The following is a 19,107-nucleotide window of genomic DNA, read 5'->3' on the forward strand; positions in this document are numbered from 1 at the left end:
TCAGGGCGCACTCCAAAAGCACTTCTTCCCTTCGGTCAGGGCGCCGATGGCGTCCAATGATGACGCGACGAAGAGGAAAGAAAAGGCCCGGCGCCACCGGGTGGGGACCCCGCAATTCAACCCACAATTTTATGAGATGTCCAGAAGCGACGGTCGTGTTTATTTTCCCGTTGGTGGAGCTATTCCATGCTGATGCAACCGTCCCCGTTTTAAAACGCTCTCTTCGAAGCCAAGCGGCTGGAGCCCGCCTCGAGACTCTTTTTTCATTCCGAAACTCTCTCCTCGAAATGCACCCCCACCCTCGCGATCTGGTATAAGCCCGGGAACGAACACCACCTGCGATGAAGAGTCGCGGTCCGAACCCGTTCGTCGTGCCCCGACGTCATGTCTCTCTCTTCCCTCACATACTATCAGCGCGTGATGGGGGCGATGGTAATCGTCCTGGGCGTGCTCGTGACGCTGGTTCGCTGGTGGCCGGCCGGAACAGGATCGGATGCCTCTGCTCCTTTCCGGGACCGCCCTACCTCCCCGGTCCAGCTGCACGAGATTCAACCCACCAGCCAGACCCAGGAAAAAACGCCCCCTCCGCCGGCCCCACTTCCTCCCATCGTAGTCCCGAATGAGGTACTGATAACAGAAGACATCACGTTTGGAGATGGAGAAATCGACGTCCGAATGCCCGAAGACGATGACAAACTCCAGCAGGGCACGGCAAAAACGACGGCGGCTCAGCAACCCGACATGGGCGCTCGCCTTCTCAAAAACGTCCAGCCCAACTATCCGTCGTCTGCCCGCAAGGACGAGGTGCGGGCCCGGATTACAGTCGAAGTCCAGGTGAGTGAGACCGGAACGGTTCGCAGCGCGTCCGTTACGGGACGCTGGCGTGTCTACGAGGATGGATCGGTGCGCCCCGTTGCGGAGCTGGGGTACGGCCTGGAGGAAGCCGCCCTCACCGCCGCCCAACGCTCGCTCTTTCGTCCAGCACAGGCCCAGGGCCGTCCCGTCGCGACCCGAACGACACTCACGTTCACCTTCGGCCCTCGCTAGCCGCGCCGTGAGCCGTCGTCCTCTCCGACCTCATGCCAAGTCGCTTCGTCGACGTCCTCCCCCCAAAATGTGGGATGATCTGTGACGCCTTCCATGTGCTGGCGCGGGGACGGCCCCTTCCAGTTATGCACAGGAGTGGAGGAGGATGAGGAGTTGCGCTGCCCCCCTCCTCCTCGCAGAATATAGACGAGATTGCCCGCCGTCTGGAGGATAAAATAGAGAATGACTGCGCTGACCAGATACTCCATACGTAACTGCGTCCCAGCGGGATCGGTGCAGAAAGCGTCTCACTCGAAAAGGGGCGACGACGGTCCAACTGCAAGAAGGAGACCGGACGGTTCAGTACGCGGGCCGTCGCCTCTACGTTCACGAGAAGCTGTTCGGTTTCGTCCTTCCCCCCGGAAGAACGCATGGATTCTTCCTCCGGTCTCCCCTCCGCGTCCATTGCCCCCACCATGGACGCTCAGTTCAGGCGTCTAGTCAACCTCCGTCGAAAGTGGATTTCCCACCGAGCGGATGGGGGTGGAATCGGGACAGTCCTGCAGGAGGGCCTCGACCGTTTCCTCGAACGGGAACGGCACGACAAATGCAGGAGCGAGGTCGGCCCAGGGACGAAGCACAAAGCGACGCTCGGAGAGTCGGGGATGGGGGAGCGTCAAGCGCTCGGTCTGACGAACCACATCGTTCACCGCCAGCAGATCCACATCGAGTGATCGGGGAGCCCACTGTTCCTGTTCTGCCCTCCTCCGTCCCGCTTCTCGCTCAAGGGCGTGAGCAATCTGGAGGAGGTGTTCGCCCCCCCCATCCACTTCGATCTGCACAACGGCATTTAAAAAGTCGGGCTGCGACTCTGATGGAGACATCGTGTGCGCCTCCGTCTCGTATACCGGAGATACGGCAACGACCCGGACATCGTCGTGCCCCTGAAGTCCCTTTACTGCCCCCCGAAGATGTGCGAGCCGGTCGCCCAAATTCGATCCCAGCCCCAAATACGCTGTTTGCATTGTGAGACGAGTCTTACCTGCCAAAGTGTCGACCTCCGTACGGCCGGAATGGCCAGTGCCCCGTTCTCGCCGATGCTTTATCGAACAACCGTGACCTTCCGGGTGTGCACCTTCCCCCTGGCGGTCTGAAGACGCAGCACGTAGAGCCCGTTGGAAAGCCCCTCCAGTGTCACCATACGTTTGTGCCGCCCCCTTGGCACTTCTCCGTGCTCGATCCTTCGCACCCGCCGTCCCAACACATCGAAGAGTCCGAGCGCGATGTCCTGAGAGGTGGGCAATGCGTAGCGAATCGTCATCCGCCGTCGCGCCGGATTCGGTGCCGGACCGTGGAACTGCACGCTGGGGACCCCACGCTCGACGGTAATTGATTTCGAGTTGTGAACAGTGCCATCGACATCCATCTGCTGGAGCCGATACGTCACAGCGTCGACCTCATACGGTAGATCCGCGTCGGTAAATCGGTATGTTTGTGCCTGTGCAGTGGTGCCGCTCCCGTCGACCACTCCTACGGTCCGCCATCGCGCCTCCTCAGAAGCACCAGGTCCCCGAGCTGGTTCTGTCATTCCTCTCGTACGCTGAATGCGAAACCGCGCGTTGTTTCTCTCAGAAGCCGTTGCCCACCTCAGACGTACTGCACTACCATCGAAGCGTCCTGTAAACCCGTGCAGTGCAACGGGAAGCGGGGACGGCTCCGCCGCCAATACGGCATTTTCAAAGCAACATGTTCGGCTGCCATTCACAGCAGCGAGAGCCCCCTCCGAAAAGGAAATGTCCGCTTCGCTTCGAAAAACAGGACGATACTCTCCGGTCGCACTCGACGCCAGCTCCAGCGTGACAAACAAGTACGTACTATCGGTGGGTACCGACAGGTTCAGGTCCTGAAAAACCGCAGGGGCGGCAGTCGAGGTCGTCGCCAGACGGGTGTCCGTCTTCGCATCGAACGTCCGGTCGGTAGAGCGCCAGAGTCTAGCGGCCGTTACCCCCTCAAATCCGGACGCCTCGTTGGCCACGGAAAGGGTCGTAAGAGCAGCTCCTGACCGGTCGGCCACGAGCACAAAACGTCCCACCGCATTGTAATCGGTCCCTGGCTCCGGAACGGGGGCGCTGTACGAGTGCCCGTCAACGAGGTGCACCCCGGGCCCCTCGATGCGAGCACGAGTCTCGGCCGAGAACGAACTTTCGGCGTTCGACGCGTCCACAGCCGACACCCGGTAGTGATAGGTCGTGTCGGGCAAGAGGGTCGTGTCCACCACCGCCGTCGTGCCGGCTCCAACCGTGATCACAGGGGCTGCCAATGCCTGGGCCACAGGCATAGAGTCGATCGGGGCCGGACGTCGGTACACCCGGTATTTGGTCACGCGCTCAGAGGGGACCCCCGCCCAGCCGAGGCGAATGCTGTCCCCATCCGTAGTCGCCGTAACGGTGCTCGGCGGAGGAAGTCGTTCCCGGCTATCTTGTGAGCGGCCCTCGAGTCTCGTTCGTCCCGCATTGATTGGATCCAGCCAGTCGGCGAGAGTGGCCGGTTGCGAGAACCCACTCGGAGTGTAGTCGCCAGTACTGAAGCCGGGCGCGATGCGCCCGTACCAGTCGGGTTCGTCGTTGTCTTCAGCACTTCCGGCCAGACATCCTGCGAGACCGCCCGAAAGCACACCGACGACGCGCCGGTCAGAGTCGTAGAGAGGAGACCCGGACGAACCGCCCTCCGTTGTGCCTCGATCCCACTGCCCTACGCGCAAGTGCGTAGTGCCACTCCCCTCGCCCCCTCCATAGGCGGTCTGATCCGTCGGCTCCCGATCGAAGCTAATGCGCTTGCCGTGACCAGAGGGATGATGAACAGTCGCGGCCGCCACGGTACCCGTTCCCGCCCGACTCCATCCATTGAAATACAGGTCGTAGCTCGTCGGGATGTCGTCGTCTACCTCCACGAGCGCAAGATCCGGCTTCCCACTGATAGTCCCATCCTGATGAGTACCGCCGTAGCGAAAGCGGAGAAGGGCCCCAGTGGAGATCTGCGCGTCTCTATCGTCGGCCGTTACCGTTCCATTGTCGTTGGTGCCCGGCGTGCGACAGGTGGAATTCTGATAGTTCCAGTAGAACACCATTGTTTGCGCCACCGAAGGTGACGAGACACAATGCTCCGCGGTCAAAAAGAAGGGACGTCCATTCTGCGCCGTCGTGTTCATGAGCGAGCCCGTGCAGACGTACGCACTCCCATTCTGCTCAAAACTGTACAGAGCCACCGAGCGCTCCTGCTGTCGCCACGGGTCGGCAGCGTCGCAGGCCACATCAAGATTGCAACTTCCCGACTTGGCCCGAATGCGGGATCGGTTTCCCGGAAAGACGGCCCGGTCGGCGTGCACCAGATCGCTCAGCACAAGATGAACATCCTGGCGACGATCAGGGGGAGCGAGAAGCTCAACGATCACCTCCTCTCCCTGAACGAGCGGGGTCCAGTGCGCCCCACCGGTCGCATCACGTCCGGTGTACGGTCCCCGGATCGTCTGCCCATCGCCGTCGTGGACGAACAAGCGACTTCCTGCCGGCAGATCAAACGGGGAGAAGCCGAGACTGAGAGAACGCGCCCCTGTGGACTGTACCCGTACGCGCCAAAGCCAGTGCCCCGAGGGCAAACGCTCCCATCTCCCGTGCTCCTGAGGGGTGAGCCGGGTCTCGATCACTGTTCCGTAGCGAAACGGACCAATCCCACTGTGTCCCTCCCCAACCGGACGCTCCGCGGTGTCGACAGCTGTGATCTGTTGTACCGGAAGGGCATCCGCCGCGACGGCGGCATGCTCGGACGGAAGTGTGGGCCGTGGCTGCGCCTGAACTCCTCCTAGAACGCTCCCGCCCAAAAATGCGAGGAAAATGCAGCGTAAAACGGCAGCCGTTGACATGGACAATGGGAAGACGTTCACGAGACGGACATGAGCACCGCCGGTTCAGGCGTCAAGCGTAGCCCATAGTGGGTCCTCCTGTTCCAGAGTTGCAATTCTCCTGCCATGATGGCACGGCAATCGCATCTACGCCTGGTACCAGACGACCCTGAAGAACGATCTTCCACATGCCATCCTCACCTATTCACGGGAGTGCTCGGTTCAATACGCACCAGGCGCGCCCCTCGTCCGGCCCGAAATTGCCCCACGGTCGCCCCCACCACGTTGACCCTCGCCCGCTCGTCTCGTATCATCACAACATCACTGTGATAGTCCGCACAACGAGAGGTGTTTATGCCTGACCTCCAATACCGTTACTTGGGCAATACCGGCGTCAAGATCTCCCCCCTTTGCCTGGGTACGATGTCGTTCGGGGAAGACGCCGACCCCGATACCGCTGCTGCCATGTTTTCTCGCTGCCGGGACGCAGGAATCAACGCGTTCGACTGTGCCAACGTCTACGCAGACGGCCGCTCCGAAGAGATCCTCGGGGACCTTATCACAGAGTGCCGGGAGGAGGTTGTACTCACGTCGAAGGCCTACTTCCCCACCGGCGACGGACCCAATGATCGGGGCAGTAGTCGCTATCATCTCGTACAGGCCGTCGAGAACAGTCTGCGCCGGCTCGGCACCGACCGGCTTGACGTACTCTTCCTGCACCGCTTCGACCCAAAAACGGCCCTCCACGAAACCCTTCGCGCCCTCGACGACCTTGTGCGACAGGGAAAAGTACTCTACCTTGGCGCCTCCAACTTTGCCGCCTGGCAGGTTATGAAGGCCCTCGGCCGTCAGCGTCGGGAGGGCTGGACGCCGTTCCACGTCCTGCAGCCCATGTATAACTTGGCCAAACGGCAGGCCGAAGTGGAGCTTCTGCCCATGGCCCAAAGCGAAAATCTTGGCGTACTGTCCTACAGTCCCCTTGGGGGCGGCCTACTCACCGGGAAGTACGGCCTGGAGACCCGTCCGGACGAAGGTCGGCTCGTCGAGAATCCGATGTATCAAACCCGCTACGGCGCCGAGGTTCACTACCAAGTGGCTGAGCGCTTTACCGATTTTGCCAATACGCACGGGTACGATCCGGTCCCCCTCGCCGTGGCCTGGGTCCAACATCATCCGGCCGTCACGGCTCCCATCATCGGAGGGCGGAATCTGGACCAATTGGAAGACTCCCTTGCGGCACTGGAGATTGACATGACGTCGGATCTACGTGCGGCCATCAGCGATCTTTCGCCCACGCCCCCACCCGCGACCGACCGCGTCGAGGAGCGATCGCAGCACACGTATGGCACTCGATAACAATCCCCCTTTGTACATGAACGCGTTCACTCGCACAGATGACCACTGGACCGCAACCGAATCCGTTGCCGACAACGGAACCGGGGTTCAGGTGCAGGCAGCAGATCCGACCGTTGCACCCGAGGTGCAATTTTGGGCAGACGGAACTGCGTTTTTTCACCTCACGGGCACAGAGCCCCGCCCGGACACGGACACCACTCATACGGTGGCGATCGTCGACCCCGATACCGCAACCGGACATGTTCTCTTTGCCGTGCACGCCGATGGCACCGACCTCGTCTTCGAAGATTGTCGCTCTACCTCGGAAATGGCGGTCAACGAGGAGACGCTCGATCATGCCCGATCGGCCCTGACCGAAATCATGATTCCGGTCTACATCGACGATGTGGTTAGTGACGTCAGTGAGGAAATCCCGGCGTGGGCCGCCCTCCACACGGTTCAGTACGACGACGCCCGCTCCTCCTGGACGTATTTCCGGACCTCTCTCTTTGACGACGGCACGCTCGGAATCGAGGACGAATACGGAGAGATCTGATCCCGAACCTTTTCGTTCTGAGTACTCCGAAGCAACATGCACAGTCCCCCTTCCCAAGTCGTATCTCCTTGCCGGCCCCCTCGTGGGATTAATCAAAAAAAGCGCCGGGCATCTCCTACGCCCGGCGCTTTGTTTTTTCAAATATGGTGGACCGGCGTTAGTCCTCTTCGCTTGGCATCAACACACTGTCGATAGCGTGAACGACCCCGTTATTCGCCTCTAGGTTCGTCCGGCGGATGGACGCGTCCCCAACCGACACGACATTTCCTTTCTTTCGGATGGGCACCGTCTCTCCACTCATCATTGTCAGCGACGACATTCCGGCCACATCGGCCGCCATCTTTCGGCCCTGGACCACGTGATGTTTCAGAATGTTCTGGAGTTGCGACTTGTTGGTTGCCTTGAAAAGAGATTTCACTGTGCCTTTCGGCAGCTTCTCAAATGCGGCATTGGTGGGGGCAAAGACCGTAAACGGTCCGTTTCCTTTCAGCGTACCTATAAGATCCGCTGATTTGATCGCCTCGACGAGGGTCGTGAAACTGCTATCCTCTGTTGCCAAGTCTACGATACTGTTGGGTTTCTGCTTGACCTTAGCCATGACTGGTTCTTATGAGAATGGGAAAGGGTACGTGTGGTGAGATGGTACGCGGTCTCCACGGCGCCGCCCACCACTTCTCCCATCCACCCATCGTACGCCAATGGCGAAAGGTCACTACCACCCACGTCCCCCACCGTGCGCCCTCTTCTCCCTCGCACTGAGGTCCACCACGGACGCCGGCAGGCGTGCGCCGCCCCAAGCGACGGCTCGGTCGGGATATCGAGCCGGGGCAAAGGCGTGTCCGTAACAATGGTGAGACGACCTACACGTATGACATTGGCACGGCACTGATGCCCGTGCCCGTCGTTTGGACCTAGTCCTCCTCGCTCATCCTCATTTGCAACCTGCCTGTCCTCTGCTCGCCATGCAACCGACCTCCGTCCTCCGGGTCCCTCTCGCCGCACTCGCCGCTCTCTTTGTCGGCAGTCTCCTTTTTGCCTGCACGCCGTCGTCCGACGCTGAGAGCGCAGCCGTGCCGTCCGACTCGCTGCTTCCAGCCGCCGTGGCCGATACCGCCACATTTGCCGGCGGCTGCTTCTGGTGCATGGAGCCGCCCTACGATAAGATCGACGGGGTCGTATCCACAATTTCGGGCTTTGCCGGCGGCGAAATAGCCAATCCCTCGTATCGCCAGGTGGCCGGGGGAGAAACCAAACATACCGAAACGGTACAGGTGGTCTACGACTCGACGAAGGTGGACTACGAGCGTCTGCTGCGGATCTACTGGCACAACGTAGACCCCTTCGATGGCAGCGGTCAGTTTTGTGACCGCGGCTCGCAGTATCGCCCGGCCATCTTCGTACACGACGCCCGCCAACGACGACTTGCCGAGCAGTCCTTGGAGACGGTGTCGGCTCGTTTTGACCAGTCGATCGCGGTTCGAATTCACGACCTGAACGCCTTCTACGCAGCCGAGCAGTACCACCAGAACTTCTACCAGAAGAACTCGGCGCGCTACAAAAGCTATCGTCGCGGCTGTGGCCGCGACGCCCGTCTTCGAGAGATTTGGGGCAGCGCGGCTGGGTCTGATGCCGCCCTCACGTCGAAGTAGCCCTCTCTAAAATCCCGACACGTAGCGCATGAGAAGCCGTACGACGGGGGCGGGGAGCACATCCGAGAGGCGGTAGATCCAGCGAAATTGCTTGCCGACGGGCCAGTGGATGCGGTCCCCACTGAGAGCTTCTACCACGACGTCGGCCACGTCCTCAGGAGAAAGATTGGGGGCAAGCCGGCGCTGTGGTCGTACGGGCACCGAGCCGTCCTCGTCTGGTGACGCGGGCGGCGCATCCACGTAGGGCGGCACCACGTCGCACACGTGAATGTTGTGATGCGCCCACTCCAGGTTTAGCGCCTGGGTTAAAGAGCGAACTCCGGCCTTTGCGGCGGAATAACTCGCCAGGTCCGGCGTCCCGTACATGCTTGAGGCTGAGGCAATGCTCACAACACGAGCCTCCTCCGCCTCTCGCAAGAGCGGAAAGGCCGCGTGCGTTACGGCCAGCATGGCCCACAGATTGCCGTCGATGAGGGTGCGATGCGCTTCAAGATCCAGCTGTTCGAAGCGCCCCGCCTGCATAACTCCGGCAGCATTTACCAGCACGTGGAGACGTCCCCCCATGTCCTCACCGATGTCCGCAACGGTCTGCTGCACCTCCTCTTCGTCAGTAAGGTCGAGGGCACGAGCAATCACAGCCGAGGCCCCTTCCAGTTGCTCTGTGAGGCCGTGGAGGCCGGCGGCGTCGCCATCAAGAAGCCCAATGGACCACCCCTGCCGGGCAAAGCGATGGGCGACACTTCGCCCAATATCGGAGGTCGCACCGGTAACGAGAAGGGTCGAGGCGTCGGACGAAGCCATAGCCGGCGATCAGATTGGTGAAAGGGGATAGAGCACGCGAAGGAATGCAAACAACGGACCGCACGAGATCTTTCCCAAAACAAAAAAGGTCCCTCTCACAGTTCGGAGAGGGACCCGGACAAAACCGTCCTCCTAATATCGTCAAAGTGCGCGGACGAGCGCCGAATCGATTCATTCGACACTCGCCCTTCGCAACTCGTCTCGCGTCTAGTCCAGAATCTTGCTCACCACTCCCGCACCCACGGTCTGTCCTCCCTCCCGAATCGCAAACCGAAGGCCCTCCTCCAACGCCACCGGCTGTATCAACTTCGCCTTGAACGTCGCGTTGTCCCCCGGCATCACCATCTCTACCCCCTCCTCCAGCTCAATCGATCCGGTCACATCGGTCGTCCGGAAGTAAAACTGCGGCTGGTATCCGTCGAAAAACGGCGTGTGGCGACCGCCCTCCTCCTTCGAAAGCACGTATACCTCACACTCAAACTCCTTGTGCGGCGTCACCGTCCCCGGCTCCGCCAACACCATTCCCCGGCTGACCTCCTCCTTCTCAATCCCCCGGAGCAGAATGCCGGCGTTGTCTCCCGCCTCCCCCTCCTCCAGAGTCTTGTTGAACATCTCAATGCCGGTCACCACCGACTCCATCTTCTCCTCCTGCATCCCGACAATGTCTACCTCGTCTTGCAGCTGCACCTTCCCCCGCTCAATCCGACCGGTCACAACCGTCCCCCGACCCGTGATCGAAAAGATGTCCTCCACCGGCATCAAGAACGGCTTCTCCACGTCCCGCTCCGGCGTCGGAATGTACTCGTCGACCGCCTCCATGAGCTCCATGATCTTGTCCTCGTGCTCCTCCTCGCTCTCGAGGGCCTTAAGGGCCGACCCCCGCACCATCGGCACCTCGTCTCCCGGAAACTCATACTCGGTCAAAAGCTCCCGAACCTCCATCTCCACAAGCTCCAGCAGCTCCGCGTCGTCGACCAGGTCGGTCTTGTTCATGAACACCACCAGGTACGGAACCCCCACCTGCCGCGCAAGCAAAATGTGCTCTCGAGTCTGCGGCATCGGGCCGTCGGTGGCCGCAACCACCAAAATCGCCCCGTCCATCTGCGCCGCCCCCGTCACCATGTTCTTCACGTAGTCCGCGTGCCCCGGACAGTCGACGTGCGCATAGTGCCGGTTCTCCGTCTCGTACTCCACGTGGGACGTCGCAATCGTAATCCCGCGCTCTCGCTCCTCCGGCGCGTTGTCAATCGACTCGAACGTCTTGGCCGCCGCCCCTCCCACACGCTCGGCCAATACCTTCGTGATCGCGGCCGTGAGCGTCGTCTTCCCGTGGTCAACGTGCCCGATCGTTCCGACATTTACGTGCGGCTTCCCTCGGTCAAAGGCTTCTTTCGCCATGGCGTATCAAGAATAGATCTGTTCGTGGAGCAAATGTAGCGAAACGGAGCGGGCGCTGGCCACGACAGAAAAGCCGTCTCCAGAACGCGATGCCCGGCGTCCGAAACGCGTGGAAAAAGGAGCCGCCTCCCGGATTCGAACCGGGGACCCCTTCCTTACCATGGAAGTGCTCTACCCCTGAGCTAAGGCGGCAAGGTGCAATGTCGAATTGCGAATATCGAGTTGCGTCCCTCTCGGTCTCGCCTTTCCAACTCGATATTCGCAACTGTACCTGAGCGGGAGACGGGATTCGAACCCGCGACTTTCACCTTGGAAGGGTGATGCTCTACCCCTGAGCTACTCCCGCATAACAAGTTTGAAATGTGGAATGAGAAGTGGGGAATTGACTCGGGCCAAATCCGCGTTCCCAATTCCGAATTCCACACTCAGTGATCGTGGGCCGGGAAGGATTTGAACCTTCGAAGGCAGAGCCGCCAGATTTACAGTCTGGTGCGTTTGACCACTTCGCTACCGACCCGAATGTCAAGAAAAGCTCCCAAGACAACGCCGGCCGTCCCCCGACTTGTCTTGCGGTTGCTCTTCAAAACTTACAGTGCGGAAAAGTTGCCCGGATAGGGGTCGAATTTCAAATGAAGAGCCCTTATCCTCAAGCTGTTACGGACAACTCCTGTCCGAGCATCCTCTCCAACCGGAGCTGACGAGCGGACTTGAACCGCCAACCTGCGCATTACAAGTGCGCTGCTCTACCAATTGAGCTACGTCAGCGTACAATGGGCTGAGGCGTCCCCTCAGCGGGCAGGAATTCACGCTCCTGCCTCCAAATTGTTCGGGGATCTGCCCGTTCCCCTTCGCGTCTCATCGTCTCTTCCCAATTCTACCGAAGCCCCGATGCTGCAGGCAGCCCCTCAGCTCGGCTGGCAATCGGTCGGAGCTCATAACGTCCCCCCCTCTATGAAACGCTGCCCCAACTGCGATGCTCATCGTGAAGACGACGACGATTACTGCCCCGTCTGCGGGGAAACGTTTCCCGCTCCCCATATCTCGGAGCCGTCCGGCCCGCCGTGGTATACCCGCACCGGATATATGATCGTCTACGTATTTCTCCTCTGGCCCGTCGCGCTTTACGGCCTGTACCGGCGCGACGCGTGGGACCAAAACGCCGACCAGTGGATGCTTGCCGGATGCCTCATAATGGCAGGCCTCTGGAGCGCCCTTCTCCGTATGCTGTAGGACGCTTCGTCGTCCCCTCAAGGGGTACAATCACAACAGAAAACCCCGCTCAGTCACCCTCTCAGGTGTTAAAGCGGGGAAACCACCTTGTCAGGCGGAGTGGAGCTACGGGGATTCGAACCCCGGACCTCTGGAGTGCGATTCCAGCGCTCTACCAGCTGAGCTATAGCCCCAGTGGAGGTATGTGCAGGCCGTGAGCCTGCGTGTGCTCTGTTAAGTCACCGGCTGCAACGGTCCGGTTCGAGACGCTGTTCCAGTTGAAAAAGGCCCTCGGTCCTGTCTCCCCGTGAGAACCCTGCAAAGATACGGGCGTGACGAGGATGTAAGAACTTCTTCCCCATTGGCACACGGATGGCTGGCTGCGGCGTACAGCAGAGTGTCGTCCTCTCTAATTGAGCCTAGCCGTTCAATGTCTCACCAGAACCGTCCAACCAAGACGTGCCCGGTCTGCAATCGCGAGTTCGAGTGGCGAAAGAAATGGGCCGGCGACTGGGAGAACGTGAAGTACTGCAGCGAACGGTGCCGCCGCCACAAAGATCGCGATCACGTCCCCTGGGCAAAGAAGGACGGATGACTGAGCACCGACCGGCCCGGAAGTCCTCGCTTCCCCCCCCTTTCTTGCCCTTCACTTCACAGCCACAGATCGTCCGTCCCCGTGTCCTCTACTGCAATTGTCTGGTTTCGCAACGATCTCCGCATTCGCGATCACGAGCCGCTCCGCTCCGCCGCCACGCACTATGACCGCGTGGTTCCCATCTACTGCTTCGACCCCCGTCACTTCGGCAAAACGATGTTTGACCTGCCGAAGACGGGTCCCATCCGTGCCCGCTTCTTGCGGGAGTGCGTAGAGGATCTGCGTGGGTCGCTTCAGGCACTCGGGACGAATCTCCTGGTGCGGCAGGGCCGACCGGAAGACGTGCTCCCGTCACTCGTCTCTAGCACCGACGCCTCGGCGGTGTTCCACTTTCAGGAAGTCGGCCCTGAAGAAAACGCAGTGGAGCAGGCCGTAGCAGACGCCCTGTCCGACACCAACGCCCAGCCCGGCTACTTCTGGGGAAAGACGCTCTACCACGTCAACGACCTTCCGTTTGATGGCGCGGCCGACATCCCGAACGTCTACACGAACTTCCGAAAGGGCGTGGAAAAGAAAAGTCGGATCCGCTCCACGATCGCTCCCCCCGAGGCCCTCTCGCCCCTCCCCGACGACCTAGACCCAGGGATCCTTCCCTCCCTCGAAGATCTCGGCGTCGAGGGAGACGGATCCGTCGATGAGCGGAGTGTGCTTCCGTTTCAGGGCGGGGAGACGCGCGGTCTCGACCGGATCGATGAGTACATCTGGCGCGAGGATTGCCTCCGCAAGTACAAGGCGACCCGCAACGGCCTCCTGGGGGCCAACTATTCGTCAAAGTTCAGCCCCTGGCTCGCCCACGGCTGCATTACGCCCCGGCAAATCTACGAGGAGGTGCAACGCTACGAGCAGGAACGCACCTCCAACAAGTCGACGTACTGGATGACGTTCGAACTCATCTGGCGCGACTTTCACACCTTTGCCGCAGGCAAGGCCGGCTCTCAGCTCTTCGCTGCCGGGGGACCGGCGGGCAAATCCCCCAGCTGGCGCGACGATGACGACGCTTTCGAGCGGTGGGCCCAGGGAACCACTGGCATTCCATTCGTGGATGCCAACATGCACGAGCTCAACGAGACCGGCTTTATGTCCAATCGGGGCCGTCAAAACGTGGCCAGCATGCTCTCGATGAGCCTGAAACAGGACTGGCGGAAAGGTGCTGCCTATTTTGAGTCGCGCCTAGTGGATTATGACGTGTGCAGCAACTGGGGAAATTGGGCCTACAACAGTGGGGTCGGGCATGACCCGCGCGACCGGTATTTCAATATCGTGAAGCAGGCCAATCGCTACGACGGCGACGGAGACTACGTGCGTTATTGGCTCCCGGAGCTGCGTGGGGTTCCGGACGAGTACATTCACGAGCCCCACCGGATGAGTCAAGAGGAGCAGGAGGCAGCCGACTGCATCATCGGCGCCGATTATCCTTCCCCGATCGTGGATCTCGACCAAACGTACCAGCGCATTCAGCGCGAACGTCAGTCGGGGTGATTTTGGATGCTCAATTTTGGATGTTGGAGAGCCTGCACTCCGCCCCTGTAGGAAACGGTGAGTTGGAATGAGCCTGCCATCCGCCTGCACCCTCGGAGTGCAGACTGCTCTCCTCTCTCCTATCGGCCCTCCCGGGGACCCTCGCCATGGGTAGCTCTCCTCTCGTTCCGTTCCTTTTCGGCCTCGTCGCGGTAGTCGTCTTCCTCGTCGTTCTGCGGCTTCCCGCCTTCCTGGGCCTGACCCTCGCAACGATCGTTGTGGGTCTGTCTACCCCAGAAGTCTCTTTTGCCAACGTTCCTCCAGAAATGGCCACCGCGTTCGGGGACGTGATGGAAGCCATCGGCATCCCGATTCTTATGGCCGCCATCATCGGAAAAAGTCTGATGGACAGTGGCGCGGCGGAACGCATCGTCCGGACGTTCCTGGCTCAGACCGGCGATGAACGATCGGAGGTGGCCTTACTGGGCAGCAGTTACGTGCTCTCGATTCCGGTCTTCGTCGACAACGTCTTCTACCTTCTGGCCCCCCTGGGCCGGTCGATGTACGCCCGAACTGGCACCAAATACCCCCTGTACGTCGCGGTGCTGTCCGCAGGAGCCCTCGCGACGCACATGCTGGTGCCGCCGACGCCGGGCCCCTTGGCAATGGCCGACACCCTGAACGTAGACCTGGGGATTGCTATGCTCGTGGGCGCGCTTGTGGCCTTGCCCGTCTCTATGACGGCCGGCCTTGTGTATGGTCGCTGGATCGACCAACGCCTCACCATCCCCCTCCGGGAAGCAATGGGGTCGACCGCGGAAGTGCTCGAAGCCAACGCGTCGACCTCCCTCAACAAGCTCCCCGGATTGGGCGAGGCGCTTCTCCCTATCGCGCTCCCCGTCGCGTTGATCGGGACCAATACGGTAATGGATGCGGTCTCGTCAAACGGCAGCGCACTGGCGTCTGCAACCGACTTCCTTGGGTCGCCGACCATCGCCCTGACACTTGCCGCCCTCGTCGCAGCGGCTACGTTCTATCGAACAAGCGACCTGAATGCGTCGGCCTTCGGAGAGGCCCTGACAGATGCCCTCAAGAGTGGCGGAAATATCATTGCGATCACGGCAGCGGGCGGCGCCTTCGGAGCACTGCTCCGTACAGCCGGCGTCGGAGAATACATCGCAAACGCCCTCACGGCGGCGGGCATTCCCCTTCTCATCACTGGGTGGCTCATCGGCGGCGTCATTCGCATTGCGCAAGGCTCCGGCACCGTCGCGGTGCTGACGGGCGCGTCCATGATGGCCCCGCTCACGCCCGGCCTCGACGCCCACCCGGTGTACATGATGATGGCAGTGGGAACAGGTGCCCTTCTCTTCTCCTGGTACAACGACAGCGGGTTCTGGATCGTGAATGAGGTGGCCGGCCTCACACAGGAAGAAACCCTTAAGACGTGGTCGGCCGTCAACACGGTCATGGCCGTCACCGGCCTGCTGGTCGTACTGCTGCTTTCGACGCTCCTCCCACTGGCGTAGCGCCGGGCGACGACAGTCCGGTACGCCCTATGACGACACGGAGGGCCGCTGGAGAATCGGGCCGGCCGCAAGGGACACCATCCCCGCAAGAATCGCCACGACGCCCATGGCGGCGGAGAGGCCCAGCGTGTCCGCCACCAAGCCAAGCAGGGGAGGGCCAGAGGCAATCCCTACGTAGCCGGCGCTGGCCACAGCCGCTAGGCTCGCCCCCGGTGCCAGTCCCGGCGTCCGGGCGGCCGTACGGTACAGCACCGGAACGAGAACAGCAAACCCAAGCCCCTGCACGAAAAACCCGGCAATGCCGGACACCGGATGTGCGATTAGCACCCCCATGCCAAGTCCCATCGCCCCAAGTGCAGCGCCCGCCTGCATGACTCGACGCGTCTCAAATCGCTCCAAAATCCGGTCTCCGTACAGCCGGCCTACGGCCATCGCTCCCGAAAATGCGGCGTAGCCGAGCCCGGCCACCCCGGCACTGGCCCCCAGTCCCTTGCGCAAATACACTGCACTCCAGTTCGACACGGCCCCTTCCGCAAAAAGGACACAGAAGAGCAGAGCCGCAATCCCGGCAAGTGCCGGTGGCGGAACGGCAAATATGCGACCCGCCTCTCGCGTCGTAGGCCCGCCGAGGAATGCCGCCCGGTGGAAAAGAACGACCGCAGCGCCCACGCCTACGAGCACGACGAAGTGCCACGCAAACGAGAGAGATATGCTTGCCGCCGCACTCCCAACCCCCGCCCCAATCATGCCGCCAATGCTGTAAAATCCATGGCACGTAGACATAATGGGGACGTTGCGCCCTTCCTCTACGGCATTGGCCCGAGCGTTCATGGAGACATTGAGCGTACCGTTCAGCGCCCCAACCCCCAGCAGAATCCCGGCCAAGTGGAGGGGGCGGTCCGTGAAGGGCAACAGAAGAAACGGAAGTCCCTGCGCGAGTCCAGTACCGAATGTGACCGGCCCTGCCCCCCACCGCGGCACAATCCAGGCGGACACGGGCGTCACCAGAAGCGTCCCCAACGGCATAGCCAGAAGTACGAGCCCGAGAGTGGCCTCTGACAATTCGAGGGTCGTCTGCACCTCCGGAATTCGAGCAAACCAGCTTCCCACGAACACATTCACCAGCCCAAAGGTGAGAGCGACGGCCCGGCTCGGGCCGTGTGTCCAAACGGTGCGAAGCGCTGTGATCATGCCGGCTCTCGGAAGCTCTCGGTGCGAAGTCAGAGAGTCAATGGACCGCTGAGCGAACGGATACCGGCATTTTCTCCGATGTCGAACGCTCTCTCGTCGACGCACTCCCCCCCCCGAACGGATCGGTGCCCCAGTGTGCCCCCGAGGCGCATCCGCACCGCACACTGATCTTCGCCCCTCCTCCCCCTTGTCTCTCTCCATATCTCCAGGCAGAACCGAGACTCCGGTGGTTCTTTCCAGGGAGACCTCTCCTCCTCCTATACAGTGCCACCGCTCGTGACTGCTCCCCTTCCGCTCATCACCATTACAGAGGACGGCGAAGCCATAGGGACCCTTCAGCAGTTTGCCGCTGCCCTCCACCTTTCGCCGTCCCATCTCCGAAGGGTCTTGGAAACCGATGGTCGCCATTGTGTGATCTTCTCCGAAGGCTGGGGGCCGGATCGCCTCCTCATCCTTGACGTGTGCGGAATTCTCGCCCTACCGCTTCCCGACGGCGCCCCCGACGCTGCAGTGGATGAAACCGGATCGGCGTGAAAAAGCGATCCCCGATTCCGTCTCGCCAATGGGAACCTACTCTCCTACACGTCCGCCCGCGACAAAAAAGTCGTCCTGCCGCCAGGCACAATCGACGTCGGTAAAGCCTGCGCGCTCCATCGCCTTGAGCTGAGCAAAGAGCGGCAGCGTTCCGACGTGGTCCCCGATAATGCAGTGCCCCCCCGGACGCAAAGGTTCTTTGATGCTGCGGAAGAGCAGTTCGTACCGCGACTCGGCCTCGGCCGCGTCCACATCGTGCCCCACGATGGCGTGCAGCGCAAGAGAGGCAACCACGAGATCGTACGGCCCACCGGGAAGCGGCTCCCCGTCCGTCGGAACCGAAACGCGAAGGGGCTCCACCTCTCGGGTCATGCGTTGGATCTTTTCGTGGGCAATGGACAACAGATCCGGATCTTCGTCGAGCAGCACCAACTGGATTTGAGGGTAGGCATCGAGGACCGTCGCGGCGGCGTTGCCGGTTCCACAGGCCAGATCGCCCACGACCGTTCCGGGCGGAAGCGGGGGAAGAGCCATCGCCAGCTCTTCCAACATCGGAATGGCCTGGGGCATGCGCCGCTCCAGGTGAATATCGTACCAGCGCCCATCGTCCCAGTTGCCGCCCTCACGACTCAGATTGGACATCCAGCTCGGCAGGTCATCGTTCATCCGTCGTAGAAAAGGTTGCGTGACAGAAAACGTCGGCACTCCGTACCAAAACGGTGGTCGGGGCCCTGGTTCCCGGCGGTCGTCTGCAAATGCTGTGCGCAGGGCCGTTTGGTCTCTACCGCTCCCCGCTCGCAGATAGGGCCGACAGTTGGAGGGTGTGGTCGAAATGAGACGTATTCTCTTCCCCTCGAATTTGGAGTTGGAGCGTGACGGGATCCGCCTCCCAGTCAATCGTAATGAGGCCAAAATTTAGCACATTGACCTTCTCGCCGATGCGGTGGCGGTTGAGTTCCGGCCCGGCCGGGGCAACGTGGGTAAGCCCACTGGACGTTAGGTCGTAGAGAGGATACCCGAGCGCCTCGTCGTGACGGGAAAGCTCGGCGTGATGCCGATCACCGCTCAAAAGCACGACGCCGGGCGCGTCGGTCTGCCGGATCGTCTCGAAGAGACGCTGGCGCGCCTTGGGAAAATTCGCCCATTTCTCCCAGGGATGCTGAGAGGAAACGGCCTGAATGCTGGAAGCAATAAAATGAATCTGCGCCTCACTTGCCCGCAACTCTCGCTCCAGCCACGCCCACTGCTCCTCCCCCAGAATGTCGCCCTGCTTGTTCGGGTAGTACGACTGCTCGGAATTGGGATCGGGCGTGATGGGCGACCGGTGATACCGGGTATCGAGAAGAATAATTTTGACCTGCTGCCCCGGGGGGCCAAACGTGTGAGCACTGTACACGCCCTCTCGTTGCCGGCGCGGATCGGTATCCGGCACCCCCATAAAGTCAAGGAAGAGGGCCTGGCTGCTGTCCCGTTTCGGATAGGAGCGGCCGACGTCGTTCGCCCCGTAGTCGTGGTCATCCCAGGTCCCAAGAATGCGTGCCTCCTGGCGAAGGGCCTGGTAGCCCGGCACACGCTGCTGCCGAGCATACATCGAATCCATTGCCGCCATGCGTTCGGTATCGGCGTAGATGTTGTCGCCAAGCCAAACCCAGAGATCAGGGTTCGAAGCCCGGATGGGCGTCCAAAGGGGCTGGTCGGCGGACTGATCGTTGCAGGAGCCGAAGGCGATGCGGGTAAGGATCGAATCGGAATGGGACGCCGTCGCTCCCCTTTCGACGGGCCGGTCCGAACTCGCACAGCCGACGCTGAGGCCCGCAAGAATCAGTACGAGGGACGAAAAACGAAGGAGCACAGAAGAAGAATACATC

18 protein-coding genes and 5 tRNA genes are annotated in these 19,107 nt (G+C 61.2%); 9 read left to right on the forward strand and 14 right to left on the reverse strand.

Features of this window, described 5'->3' with window-relative positions; translation table 11 throughout:
- The first annotated feature begins 384 nt into the window (after positions 1–384).
- Positions 385–1,047 (forward strand): energy transducer TonB, encoded by a 663-nt coding sequence (locus BSZ35_RS03815; RefSeq protein ID WP_105011207.1) that lies wholly within the window; start codon positions 385–387, stop codon positions 1,045–1,047.
- Here the strand turns inward: BSZ35_RS03815 and BSZ35_RS03820 are convergent.
- From BSZ35_RS03820 to BSZ35_RS03830, 3 genes are all read right to left on the reverse strand, one after another.
- A complete protein-coding gene (locus tag BSZ35_RS03820) occupies positions 1,044–1,295 on the reverse strand; it encodes a hypothetical protein (RefSeq protein ID WP_105011208.1) in 252 nt (83 codons plus the stop codon). The two genes, BSZ35_RS03815 and BSZ35_RS03820, sit on opposite strands and share 4 nt — an antisense overlap.
- A 228-nt stretch (positions 1,296–1,523) precedes the next feature.
- Positions 1,524–2,051, reverse strand: coding sequence for a 2-amino-4-hydroxy-6-hydroxymethyldihydropteridine diphosphokinase (folK, locus tag BSZ35_RS03825; protein ID WP_105011209.1), 528 nt, complete (start codon positions 2,049–2,051; stop codon positions 1,524–1,526).
- Between the two features lie 77 nt (positions 2,052–2,128).
- Complete coding sequence (locus tag BSZ35_RS03830) at positions 2,129–4,945, reverse strand: trypsin-like peptidase domain-containing protein (RefSeq protein ID WP_105011210.1); 2,817 nt, start codon at positions 4,943–4,945, stop codon at positions 2,129–2,131.
- A 333-nt stretch (positions 4,946–5,278) separates the two neighbouring features.
- Between BSZ35_RS03830 and BSZ35_RS03835 the strand changes: the two genes are divergently transcribed.
- Positions 5,279–6,280, forward strand: a complete 1,002-nt coding sequence (locus tag BSZ35_RS03835; RefSeq protein WP_105011211.1) for an aldo/keto reductase — start codon at positions 5,279–5,281, stop codon at positions 6,278–6,280.
- Positions 6,281–6,296: 16 nt separating this feature from the next.
- Positions 6,297–6,815: a hypothetical protein gene (locus BSZ35_RS03840; protein WP_105011212.1), complete on the forward strand. Its 519-nt coding sequence runs from the start codon at positions 6,297–6,299 to the stop codon at positions 6,813–6,815.
- Between the two features lie 157 nt (positions 6,816–6,972).
- On the opposite strand, the gene BSZ35_RS03845 is transcribed toward BSZ35_RS03840, so the two are convergent.
- Positions 6,973–7,413 carry a fasciclin domain-containing protein gene (locus tag BSZ35_RS03845; RefSeq protein WP_105011213.1) on the reverse strand — a complete coding sequence of 147 codons (441 nt, stop codon included), beginning with the start codon at positions 7,411–7,413 and terminating at the stop codon, positions 6,973–6,975.
- Positions 7,414–7,777: 364 nt separating this feature from the next.
- On the opposite strand from BSZ35_RS03845, the gene msrA reads away from it, so the two are divergent.
- The gene (gene msrA / locus BSZ35_RS03850; protein WP_105011214.1) at positions 7,778–8,464 is read left to right on the forward strand and encodes a peptide-methionine (S)-S-oxide reductase MsrA; all 687 of its coding nucleotides are present in this window, start codon (positions 7,778–7,780) and stop codon (positions 8,462–8,464) included.
- A gap of 6 nt (positions 8,465–8,470) precedes the next feature.
- Here msrA and BSZ35_RS03855 read toward each other — a convergent pair whose 3' ends face one another.
- From BSZ35_RS03855 to BSZ35_RS03880, 6 genes are all read right to left on the reverse strand, one after another.
- A complete protein-coding gene (locus tag BSZ35_RS03855; RefSeq protein WP_105011215.1) occupies positions 8,471–9,265 on the reverse strand; it encodes an SDR family NAD(P)-dependent oxidoreductase in 795 nt (264 codons plus the stop codon).
- Positions 9,266–9,472: 207 nt separating this feature from the next.
- Entirely contained in the window at positions 9,473–10,663 is a 1,191-nt protein-coding gene (tuf, locus tag BSZ35_RS03860) for an elongation factor Tu (protein WP_105010686.1), read from the reverse strand.
- A 120-nt stretch (positions 10,664–10,783) separates the two neighbouring features.
- Positions 10,784–10,855, reverse strand: a tRNA-Thr gene (locus BSZ35_RS03865).
- Between the two features lie 82 nt (positions 10,856–10,937).
- Positions 10,938–11,009: transfer RNA gene (locus tag BSZ35_RS03870), tRNA-Gly, on the reverse strand.
- A gap of 89 nt (positions 11,010–11,098) precedes the next feature.
- Positions 11,099–11,180: transfer RNA gene (locus BSZ35_RS03875), tRNA-Tyr, on the reverse strand.
- 175 nt (positions 11,181–11,355) lie between these two features.
- A tRNA-Thr gene (locus tag BSZ35_RS03880) sits at positions 11,356–11,428 on the reverse strand.
- Between the two features lie 186 nt (positions 11,429–11,614).
- On the opposite strand from BSZ35_RS03880, the gene BSZ35_RS03885 reads away from it, so the two are divergent.
- On the forward strand, positions 11,615–11,893 hold the full coding sequence (locus tag BSZ35_RS03885; RefSeq protein ID WP_146109993.1) for a hypothetical protein: 279 nt from the start codon (positions 11,615–11,617) through the stop codon (positions 11,891–11,893).
- Positions 11,894–11,993: 100 nt separating this feature from the next.
- On the opposite strand, the gene BSZ35_RS03890 is transcribed toward BSZ35_RS03885, so the two are convergent.
- Positions 11,994–12,066 (reverse strand) — tRNA-Ala (locus BSZ35_RS03890).
- 236 nt (positions 12,067–12,302) lie between these two features.
- Here BSZ35_RS03890 and BSZ35_RS20110 point away from each other — a divergent pair.
- The 3 genes from BSZ35_RS20110 (at position 12,303) to BSZ35_RS03905 (ending at position 15,514) form a co-directional block, all read left to right on the forward strand.
- A complete protein-coding gene (locus BSZ35_RS20110) occupies positions 12,303–12,467 on the forward strand; it encodes a DUF2256 domain-containing protein (RefSeq protein WP_105011217.1) in 165 nt (54 codons plus the stop codon).
- A gap of 81 nt (positions 12,468–12,548) precedes the next feature.
- Positions 12,549–14,006 carry a DASH family cryptochrome gene (locus BSZ35_RS03900; RefSeq protein ID WP_105011218.1) on the forward strand — a complete coding sequence of 486 codons (1,458 nt, stop codon included), beginning with the start codon at positions 12,549–12,551 and terminating at the stop codon, positions 14,004–14,006.
- A 146-nt stretch (positions 14,007–14,152) separates the two neighbouring features.
- The gene (locus BSZ35_RS03905; protein ID WP_105011219.1) at positions 14,153–15,514 is read left to right on the forward strand and encodes a gluconate transporter; all 1,362 of its coding nucleotides are present in this window, start codon (positions 14,153–14,155) and stop codon (positions 15,512–15,514) included.
- Positions 15,515–15,541: 27 nt separating this feature from the next.
- On the opposite strand, the gene BSZ35_RS03910 is transcribed toward BSZ35_RS03905, so the two are convergent.
- Complete coding sequence (locus BSZ35_RS03910) at positions 15,542–16,705, reverse strand: MFS transporter (RefSeq protein WP_181149167.1); 1,164 nt, start codon at positions 16,703–16,705, stop codon at positions 15,542–15,544.
- Between the two features lie 276 nt (positions 16,706–16,981).
- Here BSZ35_RS03910 and BSZ35_RS19455 point away from each other — a divergent pair, with 276 nt between their 5' ends.
- Positions 16,982–17,239, forward strand: a complete 258-nt coding sequence (locus BSZ35_RS19455; protein WP_181149168.1) for a hypothetical protein — start codon at positions 16,982–16,984, stop codon at positions 17,237–17,239.
- Positions 17,240–17,275: 36 nt separating this feature from the next.
- On the opposite strand, the gene BSZ35_RS03915 is transcribed toward BSZ35_RS19455, so the two are convergent.
- Both BSZ35_RS03915 and BSZ35_RS03920 read right to left on the reverse strand, forming a co-directional pair.
- The gene (locus BSZ35_RS03915; RefSeq protein WP_105011221.1) at positions 17,276–17,905 is read right to left on the reverse strand and encodes a class I SAM-dependent methyltransferase; all 630 of its coding nucleotides are present in this window, start codon (positions 17,903–17,905) and stop codon (positions 17,276–17,278) included.
- Between the two features lie 115 nt (positions 17,906–18,020).
- The gene (locus BSZ35_RS03920; RefSeq protein ID WP_105011222.1) at positions 18,021–19,106 is read right to left on the reverse strand and encodes an alkaline phosphatase D family protein; all 1,086 of its coding nucleotides are present in this window, start codon (positions 19,104–19,106) and stop codon (positions 18,021–18,023) included.
- Position 19,107 lies beyond the last annotated feature (1 nt).

The sequence above is a fragment of the Salinibacter sp. 10B genome (assembly GCF_002954405.1).
In the GTDB taxonomy this organism is placed as follows: Bacteria; Bacteroidota; Rhodothermia; order Rhodothermales; family Salinibacteraceae; genus Salinibacter.